Origin of the sequence: Pseudomonas sp. (assembly GCF_051660785.1) — a bacterium.
Taxonomy (GTDB): Bacteria; Pseudomonadota; Gammaproteobacteria; order Pseudomonadales; family Pseudomonadaceae; genus Aquipseudomonas.
This window is the reverse complement of record NZ_JBOFQE010000016.1, coordinates 21,160-39,064: the sequence shown is the minus strand read 5'-3', so window position 1 is coordinate 39,064 and position 17,905 is coordinate 21,160. Positions and strand designations below refer to the sequence as shown.

The window sequence follows — 17,905 nt, the reverse complement described above, 5'->3', positions numbered from 1 at the left end:
GTTGGGCTGCGAAGCGGCCCCAAAAGATGGGACTGCTTCGCAGCCCAACGGGGCGGTGCGACGTTTCGATAAATCCCCTCGCCACAAAAGCCTGCGATTACAGGGTTTTTTCGAAGATCTTCGAATTACGCTGATAGTTGTACAGCGACGCTCGCGCCGACGGCAGGCGTTCAACGCTGCTCGGTACGAACCCACGCTCGCGGAACCAGTGAGCGGTCCGGGTCGTCAGCACGAACAAGGTATTCAAACCCTGGGCCCGGGCGCGGGTTTCGATGCGCTCCAGCAGCTCATCACCGCGACCACCATGGCGGTACTCCGGATTCACCGCCAGACAGGCCAGTTCCCCGGCGTCCGAATCGGCAATCTGATACAACGCCGCACAGGCGATGATCATGCCTTCGCGCTCGACCACGCTGAACTGCTCGATCTCGCGCTCCAGCACCTCGCGGGAGCGACGCACCAGAATGCCCTGCTCTTCCAGCGGGCTGATCAAATCCAGCAAACCACCGACATCTTCAATCGCCGCTTCGCGCACAATCTCGAATTGCTCCTGAGCCACCAGCGTACCGCCACCGTCGCGGGTGAACAGCTCGGTCAACAGCGCGCCGTCTTCGGCGTAGCTGACGATATGGCTGCGTGCGACACCGCCGCGGCAGGCTTCAGCCGCCGCATCCAGCAGTTCTGCCTGATAGTTGCTGCCCAGTCGCTGCAAATGCGCCGGGACTTGTTGCGGACGCAGCTCGCGAACCAGCCGACCGTTTTCATCGATCAGGCCAAGGTCCGCGCCGAACAGCAGCAGCTTGTCCGCACCCAGGTCGATAGCCGCGCGGGTGGCGACGTCTTCGCAAGCGAGGTTGAAGATCTCCCCGGTCGGCGAGTAGCCCAACGGCGACAGCAGCACGATGGAGCGCTCGTCCAGCAGGCGGTTGATACCCTTGCGGTCGACACGGCGCACTTCGCCGGTGTGGTGATAGTCGACGCCTTCGAGCACGCCGATCGGCCGCGCCGTCACCAGGTTGCCGCCAGCCACCCGCAGGCGTGAACCCTGCATTGGCGATGAGGCCATGTCCATGGACAGTCGCGCTTCGATGGCGATGCGCAGCTGGCCGACCGCATCGATCACACATTCAAGGGTTGCCGCATCGGTGATGCGCATCCCGTGGTGGTAATGCGGGGTCAGGCCACGCGCGGCGAGGCGGGTTTCGATTTGCGGACGGGAGCCGTGAACCAGCACCAGGCGCACACCGAGGCTGTGCAACAGCACCAGGTCGTGGACGATGTTGCCGAAGTTCGGATGCTCCACGCCGTCGCCGGGCAGCATGACGACAAAGGTGCAATCGCGGTGGGCGTTGATGTAAGGCGAAGCGTGACGAAGCCAATTAACGTATTCGGGCATGAACCTGGGCCTGTAATAAATAGCAGCCAAAAAAATGGGCGAAACTGAAAACGCACAGCGGGCTGATGGTTATCGTCGGAACAGGCTTGGCGACACGCGCGCTCTCCTCATGAATACGGGTTGGGACACTGGCAATTTACAAAGGCTGTCAGCCATGACGCAGCCCCCTGTGGGATCGAGCCTGCTCGCGATAAGGCCAGACCAGTCAACATTGATGATGAATGAAATACCGCTATCGCGAGCAGGCTCGCTCCCACAGGTTCTGCGCCTCAACCGACTGACACTGGCGTTTTGGCCGGTGTCAGGCAGTAATGTTCAATCAGTTGTCGTAATAGATGCACGGTAGGCTGCAAACGTGACATTTCGAGGTATTCCCCCGGTTGGTGCGCACAGGCGATATCGCCCGGGCCAAGCACCAGTGTTTCGCAGCCAAGACGCTGAAGATAAGGCGCTTCGGTGCCGAACGCCACTGCTTCGGCGCGATGGCCTGTGAGCTTTTCCGCAACCCGGACCAATTCAGCGTCCTCTGCCTGCTCGAATGGCGGCACTTCAGGGAACAGCGGCGCGTAGTTGATCTTCACCTGATGGCGTTCGGCAACCGGATTGAGCCGCTGCAGAATCTCCGCACGCAGGGCCTTGGGGTCCATGCCCGGCAACGGCCGCAAGTCGAATTCCAGCGAGCACTGGCCGCAGATACGGTTGGGGTTGTCACCGCCATGAATGCAGCCGAAGTTCAGGGTCGGTGTTGGCACACCGAACTGCGGATTACGGAATTCACGCTGCCACAACAGGCGCAGGCCACGCAGTTCGCCGATGGCATCGTGCATGGCTTCAAGGGCGCTGTGGCCCAGGCTTGGGTCCGAGGAATGGCCGCTCTGCCCGAGGATATCGATGCGCTCCATCATGATGCCTTTGTGCATGCGGATCGGCTTCAGCCCGGTCGGCTCGCCAATCACTGCCGCACGCCCCAACGGACGGCCTGCTTCGGCCAGGGCGCGAGCTCCGGACATCGAGCTTTCTTCATCGCACGTGGCGAGGATCAGCAACGGTTGCTTGAACGGCTGACTCAGCAAAGGAATCACTGCTTCGATGGCCAGGGCGAAAAAGCCTTTCATGTCGCAACTGCCCAGGCCCACCCAACGGCCATCGACTTCGGTCAGTTTCAACGGATCGGTCTGCCACAGCGCGCCATCGAATGGCACCGTGTCGCTATGCCCGGCCAGCACCAGGCCACCGGGGCCGGAACCGAAACTCGCCAGCAAGTTGAACTTGCCGGGGCTGACCTGCTGGATGTCGCAGGCAAAACCCAGGTCACCGAGCCACGTCGCCAGCAAGTCGATGACCGGACGATTGGATTGATCAAGGCTGGGCTGGGTACAGCTGACCGACGGCGCGGCAATCAGCGCAGCGAACTGATCTTTCATGGACGGCAAAGGCATCGCTGACTCCAACTCGCGAATTGAAGACCATCATAGAACCATCCGGTGACAGGAATAAACCGCTGCGGCGCGGGTAGGGTCTGTTGGCGCTTGGTGACGAGCCGCGATGGAGCCCCCCTTGGTGCAGGGCAAGGCGCGAGGAACGTAGTTTGGTTGTCCCAAATAAGTTCTGAGCAACGCGGCCCTGCGCCAAGGGGGGCCCATCGCGGCCGTCACCAAGCGTCAACAGACCCTATCTTGGGTGAGTCCTGTACACTGCACGACCTTGGCAGCCACACATTCCCCCGGCTGCGCTCCCGATCCTGGATTTTCCGGCCATGCAGAAAGAAACCGAAATCAAACTCCGCGTCAGCCGCGAAACCCTCGCCGCCCTGCGCGAGCATCCGCTCCTGAAAAAACGCAACAAAAGTGGCTGGGAACGCCGTGAGTTGATGAACCAGTACTTCGACACGCCTGAACGCGACCTGGCCCGCGCCAAGGTTGCCCTGCGCCTGCGCAAGGATGGCGAAGAAGTGATTCAAACGCTCAAGACCCGTGGCCAGAGCGTCGCCGGTCTGTCCGAGCGTAACGAATACGACTGGAACCTGCCCAAAGCCAAGCTCGACGTGAAAAAACTCGACGGCGAATGCTGGCCAGAAGAATTGGCCGAGCTGGACAAGAAAACCCTGAAACCGATCTTCACCACCGATTTTGTTCGCGAACGCGCCGAAATCGCCTGGGGCCGCGGCAAGACCAAAGTGGTCATCGAAGCCGCGCTGGACCTCGGCCACGTGGTGGTCGGCAAACAGAAAGAAGAAATCTGCGAGCTGGAACTGGAACTGCGCGAAGGCGAGCCCGCAGCCCTGCTGGAACTGGCTGCCGAACTGGCCGCGACCCTGGCCCTGATGCCGTGTGACATCAGCAAGGCCGAGCGTGGTTATCGTTTGTACGATGCCAACAGCTATTCGTTGAGCCTGCCGGCGCCGCTAATCAACGCTGAAACTCCGCTGGATGATGCATTCGCCGCGCTGAGCTGGCACTTGCTGAGCAGCAGCCAGCGTCTGGCCGAGCAGTATCGCTTCAACGGCCACTGGCGCCTGTTGCAGGACTGGGTCGAGAACCTCGCTGAATTGCGCGCGTTGCTCAGTAGCCTGGGCCAGGCCGCACCGCGTCAGTCGACGCACGACCTGCGCGTCGCACTGGATGCTCTGCTTGAAGACTGGCGCCCACTGGTGCAGGCCGGGATCGACGACGAAGACGTGCGCAAAGCCGCGCCGGAGCAGTTCCTCGAAGAACTGGAAGATCCGCGTTGGGGCTTGTTCTCGCTGAACACTTCGCGCTGGTTGCTGGCCCGCACCTGGGCGGCTGATCGCAACGTCCGTGGCAATCGCCAGGGCGCTGCACATTTGGGCAGCTGGTTGCCGCGCTTGCTGGGTGAAGAAGCGACCTCCCTGCAATTGCAGCGTTATCAGCAACAGCCGGAAGATCTGGCCGAGCAACTGCCGCGCATTGAGCGCATTCAGTCTTGGCTGCACCATGCCCGTGGCGTGCTGGACATCCCGGAAATGGATCGCCTGTACGGTGAACTGAAACTGTTGGCGCAACTGGCTAACGAGCCAATTACCGAAGAATCGCTGGACGCGCGCAAGCAGCAGGCGATTGCGGTTTATCAGAATCGTGCCTGGAAGATGCTGCTGCGTATGTAACACCGCCATCGCCAGCAGGCTGGCTCCCACAATTGGAATGCGTTCCCCTGTGGGAGCTAGCCTGCTAGCGATGAGGCCAGCAAATTCACCGTGAAACTTCAGATCGGTAAACTGGTGGTGGACTTGATCTCCGACAACGCCACGATCGAGTTCACTTCCTGAATCCCCGGCACCATCGACAGCTTTTCAAAGAAAAACCGCTCATACGCCTCGATGTCCGCCGTGACAATCCGCAGCAAGAAATCCACCGATCCCATCAACACATAACACTCCAGCACTTCGGGAAAGCCGCGAATCGCCTCGGTGAACTCGGTGAAGTTCGAACGCCCGTGGGCGTTGAGTTTGATCTCCGCAAAGATCTGCGTGTTCAGCCCGATCTTCTTGCGGTCGAGCAATGTCACCTGCCCGCGAATAATCCCCTCCTCCTTCATTCGCTGAATCCGCCGCCAGCACGGCGACTGGGACAGCCCTACCTGTTCAGCGATCTGCGCGCTGGAGAGCGAAGCGTCTTCCTGCAGCAACGCGAGAATCTTGCGGTCGTAGCTATCCAGCTCGTTGTGCATAAATAAACCCGTGATTTATAGATAGCCGAATCAAACCATTCGAAAAACAGCCAATAAGCCCAATCATAGATAAGAAATGCCCCGCGGCGAATGTAAAAATTTCTCCATCGATTTGGAGACCGACCATGCCGCACCTGGAAGCCGTGAACACCTCGCTCGCTCGCGCCGATGTCTGGAACGCCGGCAATGCGCACTGCCGCGTTCATTACCAACTGCTGGCCGAAGCCGAGCCGGACCTGCTGTGCCGGGCCCTCAACTTTTTCGCTTTACAGTTTCTGACGCCGCAGCAGGTCAATGCGCAGCGAATGGACGACTTGATGTTAATTGACATCGTCATGGACGGACTGAGCTGGCATCGGGCCGAAGTGATTGCGGAAAAATTACGTAACCTGATCAGCGTGTGCTCGGTCGAGCTGCAAGCGGCCGATTCCACATGGGAAGCGCCGTCTCAGGCAGCTGGCTGACAAACCTCGACACGGCTTCGTCGGGTAGTGGCCCAACGGTCGGCGGGTCCGCGACTATCCTTTGCGAACTGTTGTTCATGAGGAGCCCGCATGTCCGTTCAACTTGCCATTCAGGACCGCTGGCTGGATCTCAATGATTTGCTGCGTGAACTGGTCGCCCAAGGCTTTATCAGCCAGGACTCGGCCGAACACGCGCTCAATGCCCGCCGCCGGCATGCCGCCAATGGCCAGATGCACCCACTGGAGTTCATCGCCAGCCAACACCTGGACGACCTCAGCCGTCCGGGCAAACACCTCGACCTCGAAAGCCTGACCCTGTGGCTGTCACAACAGGCCGGCCAGCCGTACTTGCGCATCGATCCGCTGAAGATCAACGTCGCAGCGATTACCCCGCTGATGTCCTATGCCTTCGCCCAGCGCCACAAGATTCTGGCGGTGTCCATCGACCGCGACGCAGTGACCGTGGCCAGCGCCCAGCCTTACGTCAACGGCTGGGAAGCCGACCTGACCCACGTTTTGAAGCTGCCGATCAAACGCGTCGTGGCCAACCCGGTGGACATCCAGCGCTTCAGCGTCGAGTTTTTCCGCCTGGCCAAATCGGTCAGCGGCGCGACTAACGCCGATCAGCAAACCAGCTCCCTGGGCAACTTCGAGCAACTGCTCAACCTCGGTGCCAGCGACCAGGAACCGGACGCCAACGACGCGCACATCGTCAACATCGTTGACTGGTTGTTCCAGTACGCCTTCCAGCAGCGCGCCAGTGATATCCACATCGAACCCCGGCGCGAACAAGGCACGGTGCGCTTTCGCATCGACGGCGTGCTGCACAACGTCTATCAATTCCCGCCGCAGGTGACCATGGCCATCGTCAGCCGCCTGAAAAGCCTCGGGCGGATGAACGTCGCGGAAAAGCGCAAACCCCAGGACGGCCGGGTGAAGACCAAGACCCCGGACGGCGGCGAAGTCGAATTGCGGCTGTCGACCTTGCCGACGGCGTTCGGCGAAAAAATGGTCATGCGGATCTTCGACCCGGAAGTGCTGCTCAAGGATTTCGATCAGCTGGGATTCTCCGCAGAAGACCTGCGTCGCTGGCAGGACATGACGAGTCAGCCCAACGGCATCATTCTGGTGACCGGACCGACCGGTTCCGGCAAAACCACCACGCTCTACACCACGCTGAAGAAACTGGCGACGCCGGAGGTCAACCTCTGCACCATCGAAGACCCGATCGAAATGGTCGAACCGGCGTTCAACCAGATGCAGGTCCAGCACAACATCGACCTGACCTTCGCCGCCGGTGTGCGCGCGCTGATGCGACAGGATCCGGACATCATCATGATCGGCGAGATCCGCGACCTCGAAACCGCGGAAATGGCGATCCAGGCAGCACTGACTGGTCACTTGGTGCTGTCGACGCTGCACACCAACGATGCGCCCAGCGCCATCAGCCGTCTGCTGGAACTTGGCGTGCCGCATTACCTGATCAAAGCCACGGTACTCGGCGTCATGGCCCAGCGCCTTGTGCGAACCTTGTGCCCACACTGCAAGGCTCCACTGACGTTGGGTGAAGAAGACTGGCAAACCCTGACCAAACCCTGGCAGGCGCCGCTGCCCACCAATGCCCAGCGCGCCATCGGCTGCCTGGAATGTCGCGATACCGGCTACCGCGGTCGCGCCGGGGTCTACGAAATCATGCAGTTGACTGACGGTGTCAAAGCGCTGATCAATCCCGACACCGATTTACTGGCGGTGCGGCGTCAGGCGTTCAAGGAAGGCATGCGCAGTTTGCGGTTGTCGGGGGCGCAGAAAGTAGCGGCAGGCTTGACGACGATCGAGGAGGTGCTGCGAGTGACTCCGCAGAGTGAACAAAAGTAGGCGCGGCCGTTATGGAACTGGATTGGGGGAATCGCGATCCAACCCCGTAGTTAACCAGTGGAGTCACCCATCATGCGTCTCAAACTTGCTGTCGCTACCATCGCCTTGTTGTCCCTTCCTGTTGGTTCGGCGATGGCCGATAGCTTTTGGCGTAACGTCATCTCTTCCGGTGCGACCACCGGTTCGACCTACCTGACCTTCAAGGATCACAAGCTGATCGTTGCCGCGCAGGACGACGCCGGCAGCTTCGTCGCCAGTGACGGCGGCATCCGCGGCCCTTATCTGGAGGCCGCGATGCAGAAGGTCCGCGCCGACAATCCGGGCCTGCAGGCAACGGACATGGAACTGGCGAACGCGATTCTGGCGAAGAATGCCGTTGCATCGGAATAAGCTTTTCAGCTGAATAAAAATGCCGCTCACATGAGCGGCATTTTTTTGTGCCACAGGAACAGGTGATGCCATTTCCTACAAGTCAAAATGCCAAACCGCTGGTAAGACGACGAGTTTTTCCTCCTGCAGCAAAGAATGCTCCGATATGAGCACCAGCGCTGTGCACTCAAACTTCATCGATTCGAATTACCTTTTCAAAGCGGATCGATCGACCCTATGAACAAACCAAACCTCTCTTTACTGATACTGGCCGCAGCCTTCAGCCACGTGTCCCACGCCGAAGGCCTGTATGGCTCGATAAAAATCCAGAGCGTCCAGCAAGACCTGGCCGATGCCCTGCTCACAAGTCCCAGAGTGAGCAACCGTATCATCAGCCCGGACAGCAACAAAGACGTCGGAGGCTCCATAGCATTCGGTTACGGGTTCAACGGTGGCTGGCGCCTGGAGAGCGAATACACCATCAAACAGGACTCGGAGTTCAAGAGTTACTGGGCGCCCTTCAATGCCAACGTCAACAACATGCAGGTTTCGTCCAGGCGACTGATGATCAATGGCTACAAGGACTTTCCCCTGACAGACAATCTGTCGCTGTACGCCATGGTCGGGATGGGTGTGGCTCACATCAATTCCGAGGGTTATCAATCCAACACCTCGCGCCGATTCGCCGACAACAGCCAGAACAACTTCGCCTATGCCCTGGGCGTCGGCGCAGACCTCAAGTTAACGCAGCAAGTTACCGTCGGCACGGGCTATCGCTTTGTCGACATGGGCGATATCGAAACCGGCTACAACACCTTCGCCAACCGCATCAATGCGCGGGACGAGCAGCTCAAGGGCAAGCTTCGCGAGCAGAATCTGTACGTCGAGGCACGCGTGTCGTTCTGATTTTCTACTTATAAAAATGCCGCTCACATGAGCGGCATTTATTATGGCTCGCTCCCACAATGGATTTGCGTAGTGCGGGAGTCAGCGGTAATCGTCGACCGGCACGCAGGCGCAGAACAGATTCCGGTCCCCATAGACGTTATCCACCCGATTCACCACCGGCCAATACTTGTGCGCCTTGGTGTGCGCATCCGGCGTCACTGCTTGCTCGATGCTGTACGGCCGCTCCCAGATCCCGGTGATATCGGCCAGGGTATGCGGCGCTCGCTTCAGCGGATTGTCCTCGGCCGGCCAGTTACCGTTCTGCACCTCGGTGATTTCCGCGCGAATGCTCAGCATTGCCCCGATAAACCGGTCCAGCTCGGCCTTTGACTCGCTCTCGGTCGGTTCGACCATCAGCGTTCCCGGCACCGGGAACGACATGGTCGGCGCATGGAAACCGTAATCCATCAGGCGCTTGGCCACGTCCTCTTCGCTGATCCCGGTCAGCGCCTTCAGTGGCCGCAAATCCAGGATGCATTCGTGTGCCACCCGCTCGTTACGCCCGGTGTAGAGCACGGGGAATGCCCCGGATAAATGCTGCGCCAGGTAATTCGCAGCGAGGATCGCCACCTCACTGGCATCCGCCAATTGCGGGCCCATCATGGCGATGTACATCCAGCTGATCGGCAAAATGCTCGCACTGCCCCAAGGCGCCGCACTGACCGCGCCGTTCTGTGGCAGCGGCCCTTCGATCGGCACCACCGGGTGATTGGCAACGAACGGCGCCAGGTGCGCGCGCACACCAATCGGCCCCATGCCCGGCCCGCCACCGCCATGGGGAATGCAGAAGGTCTTGTGCAGGTTCATGTGGGACACGTCGGCGCCAATGTCCGCCGGCCGCGCCAATCCAACCTGCGCGTTCAGGTTGGCGCCATCCATGTACACCTGGCCACCGTGGCTGTGGATAACTTCACAGATTTCGCTGATGCCTTCCTCGTACACGCCGTGGGTCGACGGATAAGTCGCCATCAGGCAGGCAAGCTTGTCGCCCGCCTCCGCGGCCTTACCTTTGAGGTCATCCAGATCGACGTTACCCGCCTCGTCGCACTCGACAATCACCACGCGCATCCCGGCCATCTGCGCCGAGGCCGGGTTGGTGCCGTGGGCCGAGGACGGAATCAGGCAGATGTCTCGCGCCCCTTCATGACGGCTCTCGTGGTATTTGCGGATCGCCAGCAACCCGGCGTACTCGCCTTGCGCGCCGGAGTTGGGTTGCATGCAGATCGCGTCGAAACCGGTGATCGCGCAGAGCCAGCGTTCCAGTTCCTCAATCAGCAGCGAATAACCCACCGCCTGCTCTTTCGGCACGAACGGGTGCAAGTTGGCGAACTGCGGCCAGGTGATGGGGATCATCTCGCTGGTGGCATTGAGTTTCATGGTGCAGGAGCCCAGCGGGATCATCGACTGATTGAGCGCCAGGTCTTTGTTTTCCAGTTGCTTGAGGTAGCGCAGCATCTCGGTTTCGCTGTGATGGGCGCTGAACACGGGATGACGCAGATACGGCGAGGTGCGCAGCAGACCTGCAGGAATGCCGGAAGCAATGACTTCAGCATCCAGTTCGTCGACGTTCAGCCCATGATCGGATCCGAGGAACACATCGAACAGCTTCGCTACCGTGGTTTCGTCAGAGGTTTCGTCGAGGCTCAACCCCAGCTGCCCGCGCCCGAGAATGCGCAAATTGATTTGCGCGGACTGGGCACTTTCGATGATTGCCGTCTGTGTGCCTCCGACCTCTAGCGTCAGCGTGTCGAAAAAGTGGGCGTTGAGCCGGGTGATGCCGTGACGCTCGAGGCCGGCGGCAAGGATGCAAGTCAGCCGATGGACGCGCTGGGCAATCTGCTTCAACCCTTCCGGGCCGTGGTAGACCGCATAGAAACTGGCAATGTTGGCCAGCAATACTTGGGCGGTGCAGATGTTCGAGTTGGCCTTCTCCCGACGGATATGTTGCTCGCGGGTTTGCAGGGCCATGCGCAACGCGGTATTGCCGCGAGCATCTTTCGAGACGCCGATGATCCGCCCGGGAATCGCTCGTTTGTACTCTTCGCGGCTGGCAAAGAATGCCGCGTGCGGCCCGCCATAACCCATCGGCACGCCAAAACGCTGGGATGAGCCGAACACCACGTCGGCGCCCAGCTCCCCCGGCGGGGTCAGCAACAGCAGACTCAGCAGATCCGTCGCGACACAGGCCAGCGCCTGCTGGGCATGCAGGTGATCGATCAATGGCCGCAGATCGCGGATTTCGCCGTGGGTGTCGGGGTATTGCAGCAGCGCGCCAAACACCTGGTGCTGTTTCAAGTTATCCACAGCGTCGATGATCAGCTCGAAACCGAACCCTTCGGCCCGGGTCTGCACCACGGAAATGGTTTGCGGATGGCAGTTCTCATCGACGAAGAACAGATTGCTTCTGGACTTGGCGACCCGCTTGGCCAACGCCATGGCTTCCGCTGCCGCTGTGGCTTCATCGAGCAGTGAAGCGTTGGCCAGCTCGAGCCCCGTGAGATCGATGGTCAACTGTTGGAAATTCAACAGCGCTTCAAGCCGGCCTTGGGCGATCTCCGGTTGATAAGGCGTGTAGGCGGTGTACCAACCGGGATTCTCCAGCACGTTGCGCAGAATGACGGTCGGTGTGAGGGTGCCGTGGTAACCCATGCCGATCAGGCTGGTCCAGACCTGATTCTGCTCGGCGTACCCACGCAGCTTGGCCAGCGCGGCTTCTTCGTCTAGAGCGGGCGGTAAATCGAGCGGCCTGTTAAGGCGGATTCCCGGCGGCACCGTCTGCTCGATCAGTTCGACCCGACTGCCGAGGCCGAGGCTGTCGAGCATCGCCTGTTGCTCGGTGGCATCGGGCCCGAGGTGACGGCGAAGGAAGGCATTGGGGTCGCGTAACTGGCTCAAGGACGGCAACTGGGACATGACGGGCTCTCTCTTGACTGGCGCTCAACGTCGATGCAACACGGTCAAACCAGCATAGCAGCCGCTGCCGACAGCGAACCTTTAGGCAGATCGGCACTTACCCTGTGGGAGCGAGCCTGCTCGCGATAGCGGTGTGTCAGTCACCTCTTTATTGGATGCGCAGCCGCCATCGCGAGCAAGCTCACTCCCACAGAGGGTAATCTGTCAGGCAATAAAAAGCCCCGACAAGTCGGGGCTTTGGGGATGACGCTGAAGGCTTACTCGCCGATGGCGGCCTTGTAGCCGGCTGCATCGAGCAGCTTGTCCAGCTCAGCCTTGTCGCTAGGCTTGAGCTTGAAGATCCAGGCACCGTACGGATCGGAGTTGAGCAGTTCCGGGTTAGCGCTGAGTTCTTCGTTGATCGCGATAACTTCACCGGACACCGGAGAGTAAATGTCGGATGCAGCTTTAACCGACTCAACGACACCGGATTGATCACCGGCAGCGAAGACTTTCCCAACTTCGGTCAGTTCGACGAACACCACATCGCCCAAGGCTTCCTGAGCGTGATCGCTGATGCCCACGGTGACGGTGCCATCGGCTTCCAGGCGGGCCCATTCGTGACTTTCGGCAAAACGCAGGTCGGCAGGGATATCGCTCATGTTCTGTGTCCTCAAGAAATTGTCAGCGGTCGTTGCCCGCCAAAAAAGGTTAGATCAAGGTTTTGCCATGGCGTACGAAGGTCGGTTTGACCACTCGGACCGGGTACCACTTGCCACGGATTTCCACTTCTGCGCGGTCGGCAGTCGCCATCGGCACGCGCGCCAGTGCAATCGACTTGCTAAGCGTAGGAGAGAAACTACCACTGGTGATCTCTCCTTCGCCAACATTGGCGATACGGACCACTTGATGAGCGCGTAAAACACCACGTTCCTCAAGGACCAGACCGACCAGTTTGTGCTGCACACCACCCGCCCGCTCGGCTTCCAGGGCACTGCGACCGATGAACTGGCGAATGGCCGGTTCCCAGGCAATGCTCCAGGCCATGTTCGAGGCCAGCGGTGAAACGTCTTGATGAATGTCCTGGCCATACAGGTTCATGCCGGCTTCGACCCGCAAGGTATCCCGGGCTCCCAGACCGATGGGAGAAATGCCCGCGCCCACCAGGTCGTTGAAAAATCCTGGAGCCTGACTGGCGGGCAGAACGATTTCAAGGCCATCTTCGCCGGTATAACCGGTACGCGCGATAAACCAGTCACCGTCAGGCTGGCCTTCAAAAGGCTTGAGCATCTGGATCAGGTTGCCACGGGACTGGGTCACCAGTTCGGAAATCTTGTGCCGCGCCTGAGGCCCTTGAATGGCCAGCATCGCCAGTTCGGAGCGCTCATTGAGCTGCACATCGAAACCATCGATATGAGCCTGCATCCAGGCAAGATCCTGATTACGGGTGGAGGCGTTGACCACCAAACGGTAACCGTCGTCGAGGCGATAGACAATCATGTCGTCGACGATGCCGCCGCGCTCGTTGAGCATGGTGCTGTACAAGGCACGGCCAGGGCTGTGCAGGCGCTCGACGTCATTGGCCAGCAAATGCTGGAGCCAGGCCTTGGCCTGAGGGCCGCTGACGTCGATCACGGTCATGTGGGATACATCGAAAACCCCGCAATCGCGGCGCACCTGATGGTGTTCCTCGACCTGCGAGCCGTAATGCAGAGGCATATCCCAACCGCCAAAATCGACCATCTTCGCGCCGAGGGCGAGATGAAGGTCATACAGAGGCGTACGCTGTCCCATGGGTTTCTCCTTCCGGGCGTGGCGAAGGTGCAGGCAGGTGCTTCACGGACGAAAGCCTTGAAATAGAGGGCTTCCAGCCGATCTCAGCTACCGGATCCGCAGGACGGACCGCACCGAATGCCGCGCATTGTAGCCTCAAGGTGTAGGACTGACACCTAGGCGTTTCGATGCGCCGAACGTCGAATCAATCCGATGACCGGTAACAACCCGACCAAAACCAGAGTCAGGGCCGGCAGAGAGGCCCTCGCCCACTCGCCTTCGCTGGTCATTTCAAAGATCCGTACGGCCAGCGTGTCCCAGCCAAACGGGCGCATTAGCAGGGTCGCGGGCATTTCCTTGAGCACATCGACGAACACCAGCAACGCGGCGCTCAACGTGCCGGGTAGCAACAACGGCAGATACACTTTGAAAAACAGTCGTGGCCCACTGACGCCAAGGCTACGTGCCGCTTCGGGCAAAGATGGCCGTATTCGCGCCAGGCTGCTTTCCAGCGGCCCGTAAGCCACCGCGATGAAACGCACCAGATAGGCCAGCAATAACGCCGACAGGCTGCCCAGCAGCAGTGGCTTGCCGGCGCCGCCGAGCCAACCCGACACCGGGATCACCAGCTCGCGATCCAGATAACTGAACGCCAGCATGATCGACACCGCCAGCACCGATCCCGGCAGGGCGTAGCCGAGATTGGCCAGGCTGACACCGGCGCGGATCGCCCGGGTCGGCGCCAGTCGCCGGGCAAAGGCCAGCACCAGGGCAACACTGACGGTGATCAACGCTGCCATGCCGCCCAGGTACAGGGTGTGAACGATCAGCCCGGCGTAGCGCTCATCCAGGTCGAAGCGCCCACGCTGCCAGAACCACACCACCAGTTGCAGCATCGGAATGACGAAGGCACAAGCGAACACCAGGCCACACCAGCTCATGGCCGCCACCGCCTTGAAGCCACGCAGGTGGTACAGCGCCTTGACCCGGGGTCTTTCGTTGCTCGTTCGGTTGGCCCCGCGAGCACGGCGCTCGCCATATAGAACGACCATCACCACCAGCAGCAACAGGCTGGCCAGTTGCGCGGCAGTGGAGAGGCTGAAGAATCCGTACCAGGTTTTGTAGATGGCCGTGGTGAACGTGTCGAAGTTGAATACCGACACCGCACCGAAGTCCGCCAGGGTTTCCATCAGCGCCAACGCCACGCCGGCGCCAATGGCCGGCCGCGCCATCGGCAAGGCGACTCGCCAGAACGCCTGCCAAGGGGATTGCCCCAGCACGCGCGCCGCTTCCATCAAACCTTTACCCTGGGCCAGGAATGCACTGCGTGCCAACAGGTAAACGTAGGGATAGAAAACCAGTACCAGCACCAGGATCACGCCGCCGGTGGAACGCACTCGCGGTAATCGCAGTCCGGTGCCAAACCATTCCCGCAGCAGGGTTTGCACAGGGCCGGCGAAATCCAGCAGGCCGACAAAGACGAAGGCCAGCACATAAGCCGGAATCGCAAAAGGCAGCATCAGCGCCCAGTCCAGCCACCGCCGACCGGGAAACTCGCAGAGGCTGGTCAGCCAGGCGAGGCTCACACCCAGGAGCGTGACGCCGATACCGACGCCGATCACCAACGTCAGCGTGTTGCCCAGCAAGCGCGGCATCTGGGTGTCCCAGAGGTGGGACCAGATTTGGTGATCGATGGTTTGCCAGGAGAAAAACAGAACGCTGAGGGGCAGCAGGACCAGCGCGGCGATGGCGAAGACCAAGGGATACCAGCGGCGTTGGGCGGGGTGGGCCACGTTAAAGTCTCTGAGACGGTGAGTTTTGTGTGTGGTTCAAGATCGACCCCTCACCCTAACCCTCTCCCCAAAGGGGCGAGGGGACTGACCGAGGAGTTAGTTAGAAATATTGCGACCTGGAATCCCGAGTCGAACTCAGGTTCTGAAACGACCGAGATCTGCTCCCTTTCCCCCTCTCCCCTGTGGGGCGGTCCGACGTTTCGGGAGGGCTGGGGTGAGGGTGGATCTTGAACCCAACAACGTAATAACGACAGACTCAGTTCCAACCCGCCCGATCCATCATCCGGATCGCTTCAGCCTGACGCTTGCCAGCAATTTCCACCGGCAGTGTATCCGCCACAAACTTGCCCCAGCTCGCCACTTCAGCAGAAGGCTGAACGGCAGGGTTGGCCGGGAATTCCTGGTTCACGTCAGCGAAGATCTTCTGCGCTTCAGCGGTGGTCATCCATTCAACCAAAGCCTTGGCCGCTTCCGGGTGCGGTGCATGCTTGGTCAGGCCGATGCCCGACAGGTTGACGTGTACGCCGCGATCGCCCTGGTTCGGCCAGAACAGCTTCACCGCCAGGTCAGGCTTCTGCTTGTGCAGGCGACCGTAGTAGTACGTGTTGACGATGCCCACATCGCATTGGCCAGCGTTCATCGCTTCCAGCACCGCGATGTCATCGGAGAACACATCGGTGGACAGGTTATTCACCCAACCCTTCAGGATCTTCTCGGTTTTATCGGCGCCGTGCACTTCGATCATGGTGGCGGTCAGGGACTGGTTGTAGACCTTCTTCGCCGTGCGCAGGCACAGACGGCCTTCCCAGTTTTTATCGGCCAGCCCTTCATAGGTGGTCAGCTCGCCCGGCTTCACCCGGTCAGTGGAGTAGGCGATGGTCCGCGCCCGCAGGCTCAGGCCGGTCCAGGCGTGTGCGGAGGAGCGGTATTGCAGCGGGATGTTGGCGTCGATCACCTTGGAGGTGAACGGTTGCAGGATGCCCATCTGCTCGGCCTGCCAGAGGTTGCCGGCATCGACGGTCAGCAGCAGGTCGGCGGTGGCGTTCTCGCCCTCGGCCTTGATGCGCTGCATCAGCGGCGCTTCCTTGTCGGTGATGAACTTCACCTGCACGCCGGTTTTCGCGGTGTAGGCGTCGAAGACCGGTTTGATCAGCTCGTCGATACGCGAGGAGTAAACCACCACCTCGTCGGCGGCCTGGGCAACGGTGCTGCCGATCAGGGTCAGGGCGAGTGCGGTCAGTAGACGCTTCGGTGCCAACATGGGAGCGGTCTCTCGATTGGAAAAAGTGAGGCCAAATGATAAGGACTCACATTTACCATCTCAATCGATCAGTTGGCGGAGGAGTTACCAGATGTTGCATGGTCGACATGGGTGGTGAATTTACCGACGCCATCGCGAGCAGGCTCGCTCCCACATGGGAATGCATTTCAACTGTGGGAGCGAGCCTGCTCGCGATGAAGACTTCAGCCCCAGCGAAAATCTCAGGCCTTGGCCAGCGCCGGCAAATCCCCGATCAACCCCAGTGCTTCTCGCACGAACAACGCCTTGGCTTCCGGCATCTGGTCGACCATCTTCAACCCGGCATTGCGCAACCAGCGAACCGGCAACGGATCAGCCTGGAACAAGCGCTCGAAGCCTTCCATCGCCGCCATCAACGCCAGGTTGTGCGGCATGCGCCGACGCTCATAACGGCTGAGCACCTTCACGTCCGCCAACCGCTCACCGCGCTCCGCCGCTTGCAGCAGCACTTCGGCCAGCACGGCGGCATCGAGGAAACCGAGGTTCACGCCCTGCCCGGCTAGCGGGTGAATGGTGTGCGCCGCGTCACCGATCAGCGCCAGGCCTTCAGCCACGTAACGCTTGGCATGGCGCTGACGCAGTGGCACGCACACACGCGGATCGGCGCTGAGCACCGTGCCGAGCCGGCCTTCAAAGGCGCGTTCCAGTTCAAGACAGAAACCGCCGTCGTCCAGCGCCATCAGCCGTTCGGCTTCACTTGGTGTGGTCGACCAGACAATCGAACACCAATCCTGCTGGCCGTCCCGCTCCAGCGGCAGAAACGCCAGCGGACCGTTGTCGGTGAAGCGCTGCCAGGCCGTCATTTGATGGGGTTTGGCGCTGCGCACACTGGTGACGATCGCGTGATGCAGATAATCCCATTCGCGGGTGGCCACGCCGGTCAGGCGCCGAACCGCCGAATTGGCGCCATCCGCCGCAATCACCAGGGGCGCACGCAAGGTGCGGCCATCGGCCAGGGTCAGCAGCCAGTCATCGCCGGAGCGGCGCATCTGCTCCAGGCGCGCATTGGCCAGCATCCCGAGGTCGCAGTCGTGCAGACGATCCAGCAAGGCATCCTGAACCACGCGGTTTTCGACGATATGCCCCAGCACGTCGGCATGCACACTGGCGGCCGAGAAATGGATCTGCCCGGTGCCGCTGCCGTCCCAGACATGCATTTCGGTATAAGGGCTGCTGCGCCGATTGGCTATGCCGTCCCACACACCGAGGCGTTCGAGAATTCGCTGGCTGGCGGCCGACAAGGCGCTCACCCGCGGTTCGAACGGCGCCTGGCCATCGAAGGGCTTTACGCTCATCGGGCTGCCATCCAGCAGCAGGACTTCCAGCCCGCTATCCTGCAACGCCAGCGCCAGGGCGCTGCCGACCATTCCGGCCCCGACAATCAGCAGATCTGCGCGCATTTCCATGC

Annotated in this window: 14 protein-coding genes; 5 read left to right on the top strand and 9 right to left on the bottom strand. The window is 60.5% G+C overall.

Going from position 1 to position 17,905, the window contains the following annotated elements; genetic code table 11:
• Positions 1-97: 97 nt before the first annotated feature.
• Together argA and argE are read right to left on the bottom strand one after the other, a co-directional pair.
• Entirely contained in the window at positions 98-1,396 is a 1,299-nt protein-coding gene (gene argA / locus ACRC4F_RS04395; RefSeq protein ID WP_438658244.1) for an amino-acid N-acetyltransferase, read from the bottom strand.
• Between the two features lie 269 nt (positions 1,397-1,665).
• A complete protein-coding gene (gene argE / locus ACRC4F_RS04390; protein WP_438658243.1) occupies positions 1,666-2,835 on the bottom strand; it encodes an acetylornithine deacetylase in 1,170 nt (389 codons plus the stop codon).
• A 317-nt stretch (positions 2,836-3,152) separates the two neighbouring features.
• Here argE and ACRC4F_RS04385 point away from each other — a divergent pair, with 317 nt between their 5' ends.
• Entirely contained in the window at positions 3,153-4,520 is a 1,368-nt protein-coding gene (locus tag ACRC4F_RS04385; protein ID WP_438658242.1) for a CYTH domain-containing protein, read from the top strand.
• A 98-nt stretch (positions 4,521-4,618) separates the two neighbouring features.
• Here the strand turns inward: ACRC4F_RS04385 and ACRC4F_RS04380 are convergent, their stop codons facing one another.
• Positions 4,619-5,083 carry an Lrp/AsnC family transcriptional regulator gene (locus ACRC4F_RS04380; protein WP_438658241.1) on the bottom strand — a complete coding sequence of 155 codons (465 nt, stop codon included), beginning with the start codon at positions 5,081-5,083 and terminating at the stop codon, positions 4,619-4,621.
• A 125-nt stretch (positions 5,084-5,208) separates the two neighbouring features.
• Here ACRC4F_RS04380 and ACRC4F_RS04375 point away from each other — a divergent pair, with 125 nt between their 5' ends.
• The 4 genes from ACRC4F_RS04375 (at position 5,209) to ACRC4F_RS04360 (ending at position 8,697) form a co-directional block, all read left to right on the top strand.
• Entirely contained in the window at positions 5,209-5,547 is a 339-nt protein-coding gene (locus ACRC4F_RS04375) for a hypothetical protein (protein ID WP_438658240.1), read from the top strand.
• Between the two features lie 90 nt (positions 5,548-5,637).
• Positions 5,638-7,422, top strand: a complete 1,785-nt coding sequence (locus ACRC4F_RS04370) for a GspE/PulE family protein (RefSeq protein ID WP_438658239.1) — start codon at positions 5,638-5,640, stop codon at positions 7,420-7,422.
• 69 nt (positions 7,423-7,491) lie between these two features.
• Positions 7,492-7,812, top strand: a complete 321-nt coding sequence (locus tag ACRC4F_RS04365; protein WP_169857239.1) for a DUF2388 domain-containing protein — start codon at positions 7,492-7,494, stop codon at positions 7,810-7,812.
• A 216-nt stretch (positions 7,813-8,028) separates the two neighbouring features.
• The gene (locus ACRC4F_RS04360) at positions 8,029-8,697 is read left to right on the top strand and encodes an outer membrane protein (protein WP_438658238.1); all 669 of its coding nucleotides are present in this window, start codon (positions 8,029-8,031) and stop codon (positions 8,695-8,697) included.
• Positions 8,698-8,778: 81 nt separating this feature from the next.
• Here the strand turns inward: ACRC4F_RS04360 and gcvP are convergent, their stop codons facing one another.
• The 6 genes from gcvP to ACRC4F_RS04330 all read right to left on the bottom strand — a co-directional run bounded on the left by gcvP (position 8,779) and on the right by ACRC4F_RS04330 (position 17,897).
• The gene (gcvP, locus tag ACRC4F_RS04355) at positions 8,779-11,652 is read right to left on the bottom strand and encodes an aminomethyl-transferring glycine dehydrogenase (protein ID WP_438658237.1); all 2,874 of its coding nucleotides are present in this window, start codon (positions 11,650-11,652) and stop codon (positions 8,779-8,781) included.
• A gap of 257 nt (positions 11,653-11,909) precedes the next feature.
• On the bottom strand, positions 11,910-12,293 hold the full coding sequence (gene gcvH, locus ACRC4F_RS04350) for a glycine cleavage system protein GcvH (protein ID WP_438658236.1): 384 nt from the start codon (positions 12,291-12,293) through the stop codon (positions 11,910-11,912).
• A gap of 49 nt (positions 12,294-12,342) precedes the next feature.
• Positions 12,343-13,425 (bottom strand): glycine cleavage system aminomethyltransferase GcvT, encoded by a 1,083-nt coding sequence (gene gcvT, locus ACRC4F_RS04345; RefSeq protein ID WP_438658235.1) that lies wholly within the window; start codon positions 13,423-13,425, stop codon positions 12,343-12,345.
• A gap of 155 nt (positions 13,426-13,580) precedes the next feature.
• Entirely contained in the window at positions 13,581-15,197 is a 1,617-nt protein-coding gene (locus ACRC4F_RS04340; RefSeq protein WP_438658234.1) for an ABC transporter permease, read from the bottom strand.
• Between the two features lie 256 nt (positions 15,198-15,453).
• Positions 15,454-16,458, bottom strand: a complete 1,005-nt coding sequence (locus ACRC4F_RS04335) for an extracellular solute-binding protein (protein WP_438658233.1) — start codon at positions 16,456-16,458, stop codon at positions 15,454-15,456.
• Between the two features lie 221 nt (positions 16,459-16,679).
• A complete protein-coding gene (locus ACRC4F_RS04330; RefSeq protein ID WP_438658245.1) occupies positions 16,680-17,897 on the bottom strand; it encodes a 2-octaprenyl-3-methyl-6-methoxy-1,4-benzoquinol hydroxylase in 1,218 nt (405 codons plus the stop codon).
• Positions 17,898-17,905: the final 8 nt, after the last annotated feature.